A 10,390-nucleotide genomic window follows, 5' to 3' on the forward strand; every position below is an offset into this window, starting at 1 on the left:
GGGGCCAGTGGCGGACGTGGCAGGGACGCTGGTGCCTGCCGATCTTTCACCCCTCCTATCTATTGCGCAATCCCTCGCGGGAGCCGGAGACACCCAAGTGGCACACCTGGCAGGATCTCAAAGCGGTCAGGAGTCGCGTCGACCAGCTCAAGGCCGCCCCAGACCTCGCTCCGGATTCGTCAGGCGACCCCTGATCTGTGGCAGGGTTAGCCCACTTCCCGGCCCCCCCTGGCGATGACCGGCACCCTCGCCCGCCCCGACACCAGCCTTCCGGGCCTCCCCGCCGACTGGGCCAGCAACCCCCGCTACGACACCCTGATCCATCGCCGCAAGACCCGCAGCGTGCGGGTGGGCGACGTCTGGGTGGGCAGCGAGCATCCGGTGGTGGTGCAGTCGATGATCAACGAGGACACCCTCGACATCGAAGGCGCCACGGCTGGGATTCGCCGCCTGCATGAAGCCGGCTGCGAGATCGTGCGCCTCACCGTGCCCAGCCTGGCCCACGCCAAGGCGGTGGGGGAAATCCGCAAGCGCCTCGAAGACAGCTACCGGCCCGTTCCGCTGGTGGCGGACGTGCACCACAACGGGATGAAAATCGCCCTCGAGGTGGCCCAGCACGTCGACAAGGTGCGCATCAACCCGGGCCTCTACGTGTTCGACAAGCCCGATCCCAACCGCACCGAGTTCACCCCCGAGGAAGTGGAGGCCATCGGTGCGCGCATCCAGGCCACCCTTGAGCCCCTGGTGAGCCTGCTCAGGGAGCAGGACAAGGCCCTGCGCATCGGCGTGAACCACGGCTCGCTGGCCGAGCGGATGCTGTTCACCTACGGCGACACGCCGCTGGGGATGGTGGAGAGCGCCATGGAGTTCATCCACATCTGCGACCGCCTCGATTTCCACAACATCGTGGTGTCGATGAAGGCGTCGCGGGCGCCGGTGATGCTGGCCGCCTACCGGATGATGGCCGACCGCATGGATGCAGGCGGCTTCCATTACCCCCTGCACCTGGGGGTCACCGAAGCGGGCGATGGCGACTACGGCCGCATCAAGAGCACGGCCGGCATCGCCACCCTCCTGGCCGAAGGCCTCGGCGACACCATCCGGGTGTCGCTCACCGAGGCGCCCGAGAAGGAGATCCCTGTCTGCTACTCGATCCTGCAGGCCCTGGGCCTGAGGAAAACGATGGTGGAATACGTGGCCTGCCCCAGCTGCGGCCGCACCCTCTTCAATCTGGAGGAGGTGCTGCACGTGGTGCGCAACGCCACAGCCCACCTCACCGGCCTGGACATCGCCGTGATGGGCTGCATCGTCAACGGACCCGGCGAGATGGCCGACGCCGACTACGGCTACGTGGGCAAGACCCCCGGCACCATCTCCCTCTACCGCGGCCGCGACGAGATCCGCCGGGTCCCCGAGGCCGAAGGCGTGCAGGCCCTGATCGCCCTGATCAAGGAGGACGGCCGCTGGGTCGATCCCTGACGGGTCACATCCTGACTTGCCTGTGACCGTCCCCGATCCCTCGCTCACCCCCACAGAGCGGGCTAGCTTGAGAGGACAGTCAACCGCCAGGGAATCAGCCAATGGGCAGGGGTCGCACCGGTATCGCCGTTCTCGCCGGACTGGGTGCCTGCGCCACCGCCGTGATCGTCGGCACCGACTGGCTGGGCTCCCCGAGCGCCGCCTCGCTGATCACCGACAGCCCCAAGGAGGTGATGGATCAGGCCTGGCAGATCGTCTTCCGCGACTACCTCGACACCACCGGCAAATACACCCCCGATCAGTGGCGCAAACTGCGCCGTGACCTGCTGGCCAAGAGCTACGGCAGCACCAAGGAAAGCTACGAGGCGATCCGGGGGATGCTCGGCACCCTTGATGATCCCTACACCCGCTTCATGGATCCGCGGGAATTCAAGGAGATGCAGATCGACACCTCCGGAGAACTCTCCGGGGTGGGCATCCAGCTGAGCCTCGACAAGGAGACCAAGGAGCTGGTGGTGGTCTCACCGATCGATGGCTCCCCCGCCTCTGAGGCGGGCGTCCAGCCCAAAGACGTGATCGTCTCGATCGACGGCAAGAGCACCAAGGGCATGACCACCGAGGATGCGGTCAAGCTGATCCGCGGCCAGGCCGGCACCAAGGTCAAGCTGGAGCTGCGTCGCAACAGCAAAGTGGTCTCCGTGCCGCTCACCCGCGCCCGCATCGAGCTGCATGCAGTCGAGCACCAGATCAACACCGGCCCCGATGGCGTCAAGGTGGGTTACATCCGCCTGAAGCAGTTCAACGCCAACGCCGCCAAGGACATGCGCGCCGCCATCCGCGACCTTGAGCAGAAGGGCGTGCAGGGCTATGTGATCGACCTGCGCAGCAATCCCGGCGGCCTGCTGATGGCCAGTGTGGAGATCGCCCGCCAGTTGCTGGATGAGGGCATCATCGTCTCCACCCGCACCCGCGACGGCATCCAGGACGTGCGCCGCGCCAATGGCCGCGCCCTGACCAAATCACCGATCGTGGTGCTGGTGAATGAAGGCTCCGCCAGCGCCAGCGAGATCCTCTCCGGCGCCCTGCAGGACAACAAGCGCGCTGTGCTGGTGGGTCAGAAAACCTTCGGCAAGGGCCTCGTTCAGTCGGTCCGTGGTCTCTCCGATGGTTCCGGCATGACCGTGACCATCGCCAAGTACCTCACCCCCAGCGGCCGCGACATTCACAAGCACGGCATCGACCCGGATGTGTCGGTGAAATTGAGCGAAGCGGAGGCCTCCAAGCTCAAGCTCGAAGACCTGGGCACCTCAAAAGATGTGCAGTACAGGGCTGCCGAATCGACCCTGGTCAAGAAGCTGCGCGCAACCAGCGCCTCCCGCACCACCTTCAACCCCACAAGCGCCAACCTGCCGGCGGCCCTGGGCACATCTGCAACCCCCACCCCCTGAAGACGGGTATGGGGGTCTACGAAGCTGCACCGTGACCGGCAGCTTCGAGGTGACGTCGCCGTGGCCTCAGGCCACGGGCTGCATCAGTCCGCCACCGGGATTGGAGTCGTCGTCGTCGTTCTCCTGGTCGTTCTGGAACAAGGCGAAGAGGCCGAGGGCCAGCACGCTGATCACGGCCGAAGCGAGCGCGTAGCCGCTCTGGAGCTCAGCCGTGATGCCGCCGGTCCCGCCCACCAATTCACCCATGATCACGTTTCATTTCGCTGCACTGTAACGAACTTTTGCGGAGATGAGACAGAAGACAATCTGAAACCTTCCTGAAACAGCCCAGGAGGACCCCCGGGTCCTGCTGGGCGATCTGGATGCCCTCACAGCATCAACTCCTCACACCGACAACACCGCCGCGTTCTTCGCGGCCGCCTGCTCCATCCGCTGGGCGTCGGTGAGGCCATCGGCTCCGGGGATCTGCTCGGCCATCGCCGCCAGCCACTCCTTGAGCATGTCGAGCTGGCGCTCGGCCGCCAGCACATTCAGCCCGCGGGCCAGCACTTTGGCCGTGCTGCCGCCGCCCCCCTGATACACCAGCCGGCCATGTAGGTGCTGGGGCAGACCCTGGCGCAGCAGGCGGAAGGCAGGCTCCTCCATCGGGGTTTCCAGCACGATGTTGGGCTTCTCCAACCGGATGCGCGAGAAGCCGCAGCGCCGCGCCAGCAACTTCAGCTCCATCAACTGCAGCAGGCTCGCCACCGGCGAGGGCAGGGCGCCGTAGCGGTCCACCCAGTCGGCGGCCAGCTGCACCAGTTCCTCGCGGGTGCGGCAGTCGGCGGCGGCGCGGTAGGCGGCCATCTTCTCGTCGCTCTCGGGAATCCAGTCGGCGGGGATGAAGGCGGTGATCGGCAGATCGATCTGGGTCTCCTCCACCACCGGGATGTCCTGGCCCTGGATCTCCGCCAGCGACTCCTGCAGCATCTCCATGTAGAGATCGAAGCCGATCGTCTCCATCTGGCCGCTCTGCTCCACCCCCAGCAGGTTGCCGACGCCGCGGATCTCCATGTCGCGCATGGCCAGCTGGTAGCCGGACCCCAGTTGGGCGAACTCCTGGATCGCCCGCAGTCGCTGGCGCGCCGCCTCGCTCAGGGAGGCATCACCGGGATAAAACAGCCAGGCATGGGCCTGGACGCCGCTGCGGCCCACCCGACCGCGCAACTGATACAGCTGGGCGAGGCCGAACTTGTGGGCGTCCTCCACCAGGATCGTGTTCACCCGCGGAATATCTAGGCCTGATTCGATGATCGTTGTGCAGAGCATCACGTCGGCCTCGCCGGCGTTGAAGGCCACCATCGCGCTCTCCAGCTCTCCCTCGCCCATCTGGCCGTGGGCCACCAGCAGCTTCAGGCCCGGGAGCATCTCGCGCAGCTGGCCCGCCACCTCCTCGATCCCCTCCACCCGTGGCACCACATAGAACACCTGGCCGCCGCGGTCGAGCTCCTGGCGGATGGCGCTGCGCACCGCCTCCTCATCCAACGCCGCCAGGTGGGTCTTGATCGGCCGGCGCAGGGGCGGTGGGGTGGTGATCAGGCTCATCTCCCGCACCCCCGAGAGGCTCATGTAGAGCGTGCGCGGGATCGGCGTGGCCGAGAGGGTCAGCACATCCACGTCTTTACGCAGCGCCTTGATCTTCTCCTTCTGGTTCACCCCGAAGCGCTGCTCCTCATCCACCACCAGCAACCCCAGTTTTTCGAAACTGGTGCCCTTGCTCAGCAGCTGGTGGGTGCCCACCACCACGTCCACCGTTCCATCCCTGAGCCCATCGAGGATCGTCTTGCGCTCGGCGGTGGTGCGAAAACGGTTGAGCAGAGCCACCTTGAGCGGATAGGGAGCGAAGCGTTCGCTGAGGGTGCGCCAGTGCTGCTGGGCCAGCACCGTGGTGGGGGCCAGCAGGGCGCATTGCTTGCCGGCGGTCACCGCCTTGAACACCGCCCGGATCGCCACTTCGGTTTTGCCGAAGCCCACATCGCCGCAGACCAGCCGGTCCATCGGCTCGGGCTTCTCCATGTCGCGCTTCACCTCGGCGATCGCCTTCACCTGATCAGGCGTTGGTTCGTAGGGGAAGGAGTCCTCCAACTCGCCCTGCCAGGGGCCATCGGCCGGGAAGGGGAAGCCGGCCGCCTGCTGACGCTCCGCATAGAGCTTCACCAGGTCCATCGCCACCTTGCGCACCGCCTTGCGGGCGCGCTCCTTGGCCCGGTTCCAGGCCACACCGCCCATGCGGTTCAGCTCCGGCGGGCTGTCGGTGCTGGCGCGGAAACGCCCCAGGCTGCCCAGCTGGTCGGCCGCCACCCGCAGCAGCCCATCGGCGTACTGCACCACCAGGTAATCGCGCGATTCGCCGCTGATCGCCAGCTTCTCCAGCCTGAGGAAACGGCCGATGCCATGGTTGCGGTGCACCACGAAGTCGCCGGGGCGCATCTTGTTGGGGTCCACCGTGCGGCTGGCCGCCTTGCGGCGCCGGCGTACATAGCCCGAGGCCGCCAGGCTGTGCTGGCCGAAGAACTCCCGGTCGGTGAGCAGCACCAGCCGCCAGGCCGGCAGCTGCAGCCCCTCCAGCTCAGCGGTGCCGCGCAGCTTCAGGGCCACCGGCGTGGCCTGCTCGATCAGACGCTCGATCGCCGGAAAATCGTGGGGGTTGGGCACGAAGCGGGCGGGGCAGTCGTGCTCCTCCAGCAGCGCCACCGCGCGGCTGGGCTGGGCCGACACCAGCCACACCCGCGCCTTCTCTTGCTGATAACCCTTCACCAGCGCCGCCAGACGACCGAAGGCATTGGGATGAGCCGGCACCGGACGGCTGGAGAGATCGAAGGCGTTGGGGTGCCGGTCGCTCTCGTGCAGCTCGGCCAGGTCGAAACCGGCGAAGCGATCGGCCTCCGCCAGGGCTGCCGCCACCGGCCGATGCAACGACGGCGGCAGGGTGTCAGCTGGCAACGGAGCGCTCACCTCGGCGTGGTGGTCGCTGGCGTGGTCGAACCACTGCTGGCCGTGGGCCAGCCCCTGGCGTCGCTCATCAACCGCGATCAGGGTGGCGCCGGGCAGGTAGTCGAGCAGGGAAGCCGGCTGCTCCCAGGCCAGACCCATCAGGCGCCGCATCCCCTCGGGCGTGCCCCCCTCCAGCAACTGCTCGAGAGCTTCTGAGGCCAGCAGCTCGGTGAGCGCCTCCGGCATCGACTCACGCAGGGCATCGGCGATCAGCGGCCCGTAGCCCGTGGGGGTGAGGCGCACCGCCTCGATCGCATCGAGGGAGCGCTGGGTGGCGGGATCGAACTCCCGCAGCTTCTCCAGGTCTTCACCGAAGAACTCCAGCCGCACCGGCAGCTCGGCGCTCACCGGGAACACATCGACGATGTCGCCGCGGCGGCTCCAGCTGCCCTCCTGCTCGATCGTCGGCACCCGCTCGTAGCCGAGGCGGGTAAGGGTGTCGGCCAGCTCCTCGAGATCGACGCTGCTGCCCTTGCGCAGGCTGAGGCAACGGGCGGCCAGGGCGGCGGGTGGCGGCAGATGGGGCTGCAGAGCCCGCTCGGTGGCCACGATCGCTCCGGCCCAGGAACGGCCCGAGCCATCGATCAGCTCACTGAGCACCTGCAGCTGGCCCCATGTGATCTCGCTGGTGGGATCGAAGGGTTCGTAGGGGGAGCCCTCGCTGGTGGGGTAGAGCTGAGCCGTGGGCCAGCCCATCAGCTCCAGCAGGGCGGCCCAGCGGCCCGCCTCCTCCAGCGTGGGCACGATCACCACCAGGGGCCTGCCGCCGCGACGGGCCAGGGCACTGGTGATCAGGGCACGGGCTGCCCGTCCGGCCCCGCTGAGCCGCAGCCGCTCGGGCCGTCCGCTGCGCTCCAGCACCTCCCCGGTGAGGGGCACCTGCTCGAGCTGGCGCACCAGGGCGGTGAGGGGCATCGGAGGGCAGGCGGGCACGGGCTTCGATCTTCGCAAGCAGCGGCATCGTCCGCGGCCCGCCGCCAGGGGGCCTCCCACGCGCTATGAACGAACTCCCGAGGCCATCAGCGTCTGCCTCGGTCCGCGCGCCTGGCGCCGTCATGAGCAACGCCCGCCGCCCCTCGCGCCGATCCAGCCCACCCCGACGCTCCCGAGGCCCCAGGACCCGCTCAGCGGCCGGGGGCCTCACCTCCCTGCTGCTGGGCCTGGCCCTCAGTGCCGCTGGTGGTCTGGCCGCCCTGGCGCTGCTCTCCCCCCAGCCGCGCCGCAGCGACACCCTCCTGGCCCTGCAGGACCTCACCATCCAGCTGCAGGAGGTGGTGCTCGCCAGCCGTCCGGAGCCACCGCGGCCCGGCGATCGGGTGCTCACCAGCGCCGGTCTGCCTGGGCTTCTGGCCCAGCTCGACAGGCCTGATCAGAGCTGGCTGCCACAGGCTGAACCCCTGGGCAACGGACGCATCCGCTATCTCTACAAACGGCGCCTGGAAGAGCCGCCCCTGAGCATCGCCCAGATCGAGGAGCTGCGCCGCAATCCACCCAGCCACCAGCTGGAACGTGACGCCATCGCCAGCCTGCTGACCTTGCTGGAACGGGCGGGGGTGCAGGTGGTGATCGGACCGCCCCGCAAAGCCCGGGCCGCCGGGGAATGGGAACCGGCAGCCCGCACCCTGCGCATCCGCCCCGATGTGATCGAGAAGGGAATCGTTGAGTTCGCGCGGGTGCTCAACCACGAAGCGATTCACGTGGCCCAGAGCTGCCGCCACGGCGGACTGGGGGCCCGGCCCAAGCTGCTCGGGCTCTCGATCGTGCTGGATCCGATCAGCCGGCGCCATCTGGAGGATCCCGTCTATGCCAGGGCCAGCCCCACCGAGATCCGCCTGGAGCAGGAGGCCTACGCCAACCAGAACCAGCTCAGCCTGGGGCCGGCCCTTCTGGTCAAGGAGTGCCGTGCTCCGGGCTGGACGCGGTAAGGGCCTCCAGCTGTTGCGCCAGGAGGTCGTTGAAGCGCAGCAGGTCGTCGTCGCTGAGCTGCTGGCGGCTGGCCAGATTGAATTCCCGCTCCAAGAGGGCGCGCCCCTGGGCCGCTCCCCAGCCCAGGCGCGCCAGCAGCCCATCTGAGCTGCGCAGGCGGTCGGAGCGGCGCAGGGGCAGGGCGGCCTGGGCCGGATCCACCCCAGGCCCAAGCTGGCGCAGAGCGGCGTGGTAGGCGAGCAGGTCGGCGTAGCGGATCAGGCGGCTGCGGCTTGGGTGACCGAAGGCCCTCTGCAGATAGATCGATTCCTGCTCACGCTCCCAGCCCAGCTGCCTCAGCAGCCGCTCCAGCTCGGCCAGTTCCTCGCTCCAGTCGTCGGGATCGGCCAACGGTTCGGCTTCCGCGACGGCCGGGCGGTCGGGGCCCCCTGTGGGTTCCAGGGCCGGCGCGGGCGCGGGCGCTGATGGGGTTGGTGCTGGTGTTGGCGTTGGTGTTGGGGCTGGACCGGGAGATGGAGATGGAGCTGGTCTGACTTCTGACTGCGCTGGCGGCGTTGTTGCCCCCACCCCCTGCTGGGGAACAACGATCGGCGCTGACAGCGGGGCCTGTTCCTGCAGCCGCTGCAGCAGCCGCTGCAGCGCCCGGTCTTCGGCAGCCTCGGCGCTGGGGGCCTCCCCGAGGGCGCTGCCCAAGCAGCGGCCTTCCTCCCAGGCACTCACCTCCACCACCCGCTGACCGGAGTCGGCATGGGCCAGTCGCGCCCGAAGCTGCATCGCGGGGAAGCCGGTGTAGGGGACTTTCTAGAGTGGCGCTACCGAACCCGCTGCACGCCAATGGAAGCGGAGTCGATCTCCTCCCTCACTCCCCTGCTGGAAGAGGCGGATCATTGGGGGGAGCTGCTGCTGCTGCTGCCGCTGCTGGTGGCTCTCGAGGCGGTGCTCTCCGCCGACAACGCCATCGCCCTGGCGGCCATCTCAAGGCGGCTGCTGGATCCGCAACTCCAGCGTCAGGCCCTGAACCTCGGCCTCGGCCTGGCCCTGGTCTTCCGCCTGGGGCTGATCCTGCTGGCCCGCTGGGTTCTGAACTTCTGGCCCCTGCAACTGGCTGCCGCCGCCTATCTGCTCTGGCTGAGCAGTACCAACCTGTTGCGGCCTGGGGAGGCCTCCAGCGGCGATGAACCTGAGCGGCCCAGCGATGGTGCGTCCGCCTCCGCTGCGCAGGCTCTTCAGGGCGCCAGCTCCAGCGGCCATGCCAGTGCGTCTGGACTGGGAGCTGTGGTGCTCACCCTTGCGGTCACCGATCTCGCCTTTTCCCTCGACAGCGTGGCGGCCGCGGTGGCCGTGAGCGATCGCCTCTGGCTGGTGATGACCGGTGGGGTGATCGGGGTGATCGCCCTGCGCCTCACCGCCGAGCTGTTCATCCGCTGGCTGTGGATCTACCCCAACCTGGAGCGGGCCGGTTACCTGGCTGTTGGACTGGTGGGCCTGCGCCTGCTGCTCCGCCTCGGGCTGCCCCAGCTGGTGCCGCCCGAGTGGACCCTGCTGCTGCTGGTGGCGGTCCTGTTCCTCTGGGGGTTCTCCAGACGCGTGAGCGGCGAGGCCGGTGAGGTGAACCCCTGAAACCCTTGCGCATCGAACTTCGTCAGGCCGGCAGTGGCCACCTGCTGGACCAGCTCGAGCTCGAGGAGCTGGATGAGATTCCCCAGCCTGGCCGTTGGTTTCTCCATGGCAGCCGCAGTTTCCTGGTGCTGCAGCGGCACCACCGCTACCAGCTGCGCAATGGCCGCTACGAACTGGTCACCGTGGCCCTGCAGGTGAAAGCGGAGCGGCAGCCCAGCGAAGCGCGCTGGTGGAGAGGAGGCTGGGTGATCGGCGACCCCAGCTGCCGCTTCAATGCCCGTTCGCCGCTGTTGCGCTGCGCCGTGCTGCCTGACGGCCCCTGTGAGCGCTGCGCCCACTACAGCGGCCGCCAGAGCTGAGCAACAACCCTGCAGTACTCCCTCATCCCTCAGCCCAGGGCCTGCCGCAGGGCCACCACGGCGAAGGCCAGGAACAGACCCCCACTGAGCCGGTAGAGGAGGCGCTCGGAGAGAAGCTGACCGATCCACTTGCCCGCCCCCACCGCCAGACCCGTGACCAGGGCATGACCCGCCAGGGTGCCGGCCAGCAGGGCGCTGAAGGTGAACCGCGGCGCGGTGGCCAGAAAAATAGTGGCGAACTGGGTGCGATCCCCCAGTTCGGCCATGAACACCAGCAGGAAGGCTTCCCGCACCACCAGCCAGCCCCCGGCCCGGCTCTGGTCCTGGTTGGCTTCGGCGGCATTCACCAGATCCTCGGCCTCCTGGGCCTCCTGCTCGGCTGCCTGCGCACCGATCTCCTGGGCATCGATCAGCAGCTTCAGGCCGAACCCGCCGAAGAGCAGGGCTGCCAGCCAGGGCACCAGCTCCACCGTCAGCAGAATTCGCAGCCCCAGACCGAAGGCCAGGGAAATCATGGTGACGGCC

At 68.3% G+C, this 10,390-nt stretch carries 10 protein-coding genes; 6 read left to right on the plus strand and 4 right to left on the minus strand.

Features of this window, described 5'->3' with window-relative positions:
- The 3 genes from KBY78_RS12240 to KBY78_RS12250 all read left to right on the plus strand — a co-directional run.
- Positions 1 to 194 (plus strand): uracil-DNA glycosylase family protein (locus tag KBY78_RS12240; RefSeq protein WP_399215827.1); only part of this gene is annotated, 194 nt, incomplete at its 5' end.
- 40 nt (positions 195 to 234) lie between these two features.
- The gene (ispG, locus tag KBY78_RS12245) at positions 235 to 1,479 is read left to right on the plus strand and encodes a (E)-4-hydroxy-3-methylbut-2-enyl-diphosphate synthase (RefSeq protein WP_255143822.1); all 1,245 of its coding nucleotides are present in this window, start codon (positions 235 to 237) and stop codon (positions 1,477 to 1,479) included.
- A 101-nt stretch (positions 1,480 to 1,580) separates the two neighbouring features.
- Positions 1,581 to 2,927, plus strand: coding sequence for a S41 family peptidase (locus KBY78_RS12250; RefSeq protein ID WP_255143823.1), 1,347 nt, complete (start codon positions 1,581 to 1,583; stop codon positions 2,925 to 2,927).
- 66 nt (positions 2,928 to 2,993) lie between these two features.
- On the opposite strand, the gene KBY78_RS12255 is transcribed toward KBY78_RS12250, so the two are convergent.
- Both KBY78_RS12255 and mfd read right to left on the minus strand, forming a co-directional pair.
- Entirely contained in the window at positions 2,994 to 3,173 is a 180-nt protein-coding gene (locus KBY78_RS12255; protein ID WP_255143824.1) for a hypothetical protein, read from the minus strand.
- A 138-nt stretch (positions 3,174 to 3,311) separates the two neighbouring features.
- Positions 3,312 to 6,875 carry a transcription-repair coupling factor gene (mfd, locus tag KBY78_RS12260; RefSeq protein WP_255143825.1) on the minus strand — a complete coding sequence of 1,188 codons (3,564 nt, stop codon included), beginning with the start codon at positions 6,873 to 6,875 and terminating at the stop codon, positions 3,312 to 3,314.
- A gap of 140 nt (positions 6,876 to 7,015) precedes the next feature.
- On the opposite strand from mfd, the gene KBY78_RS12265 reads away from it, so the two are divergent.
- Entirely contained in the window at positions 7,016 to 7,885 is an 870-nt protein-coding gene (locus KBY78_RS12265) for a hypothetical protein (RefSeq protein ID WP_255143826.1), read from the plus strand.
- On the opposite strand, the gene KBY78_RS12270 is transcribed toward KBY78_RS12265, so the two are convergent.
- On the minus strand, positions 7,851 to 8,660 hold the full coding sequence (locus KBY78_RS12270) for a hypothetical protein (protein WP_255143827.1): 810 nt from the start codon (positions 8,658 to 8,660) through the stop codon (positions 7,851 to 7,853). The two genes, KBY78_RS12265 and KBY78_RS12270, sit on opposite strands and share 35 nt — an antisense overlap.
- Positions 8,661 to 8,720: 60 nt before the next feature.
- Here KBY78_RS12270 and KBY78_RS12275 point away from each other — a divergent pair, with 60 nt between their 5' ends.
- Together KBY78_RS12275 and KBY78_RS12280 are read left to right on the plus strand one after the other, a co-directional pair.
- Positions 8,721 to 9,506 (plus strand): TerC family protein, encoded by a 786-nt coding sequence (locus KBY78_RS12275; RefSeq protein WP_255143828.1) that lies wholly within the window; start codon positions 8,721 to 8,723, stop codon positions 9,504 to 9,506.
- Positions 9,507 to 9,511: 5 nt separating this feature from the next.
- Complete coding sequence (locus tag KBY78_RS12280; RefSeq protein WP_255143829.1) at positions 9,512 to 9,865, plus strand: DUF6464 family protein; 354 nt, start codon at positions 9,512 to 9,514, stop codon at positions 9,863 to 9,865.
- A 29-nt stretch (positions 9,866 to 9,894) separates the two neighbouring features.
- Here the strand turns inward: KBY78_RS12280 and KBY78_RS12285 are convergent.
- On the minus strand, positions 9,895 to 10,390 hold a 496-nt coding region (locus KBY78_RS12285; protein ID WP_255143830.1), incomplete at its 5' end, for a TMEM165/GDT1 family protein.

Origin of the sequence: Synechococcus sp. EJ6-Ellesmere (assembly GCF_024345875.1) — a bacterium.
GTDB lineage: Bacteria > Cyanobacteriota > Cyanobacteriia > PCC-6307 > Cyanobiaceae > Regnicoccus_A > Regnicoccus_A antarcticus.

Excerpts from the sequence above, each read along its gene's own strand:
- ispG (WP_255143822.1), top strand. The coding sequence starts at position 235 with ATGACCGGCACCCTCGCCCGCCCCGACACCAGCCTTCCGGGCCTCCCC.
- mfd (WP_255143825.1), bottom strand. The coding sequence starts at position 6,875 with ATGCCCCTCACCGCCCTGGTGCGCCAGCTCGAGCAGGTGCCCCTCACC.
- KBY78_RS12270 (WP_255143827.1), bottom strand. The coding sequence starts at position 8,660 with ATGCAGCTTCGGGCGCGACTGGCCCATGCCGACTCCGGTCAGCGGGTG.
- KBY78_RS12275 (WP_255143828.1), top strand. The coding sequence starts at position 8,721 with ATGGAAGCGGAGTCGATCTCCTCCCTCACTCCCCTGCTGGAAGAGGCG.
- KBY78_RS12250 (WP_255143823.1), top strand. The coding sequence starts at position 1,581 with ATGGGCAGGGGTCGCACCGGTATCGCCGTTCTCGCCGGACTGGGTGCC.
- KBY78_RS12255 (WP_255143824.1), bottom strand. The coding sequence starts at position 3,173 with ATGGGTGAATTGGTGGGCGGGACCGGCGGCATCACGGCTGAGCTCCAG.
- KBY78_RS12265 (WP_255143826.1), top strand. The coding sequence starts at position 7,016 with ATGAGCAACGCCCGCCGCCCCTCGCGCCGATCCAGCCCACCCCGACGC.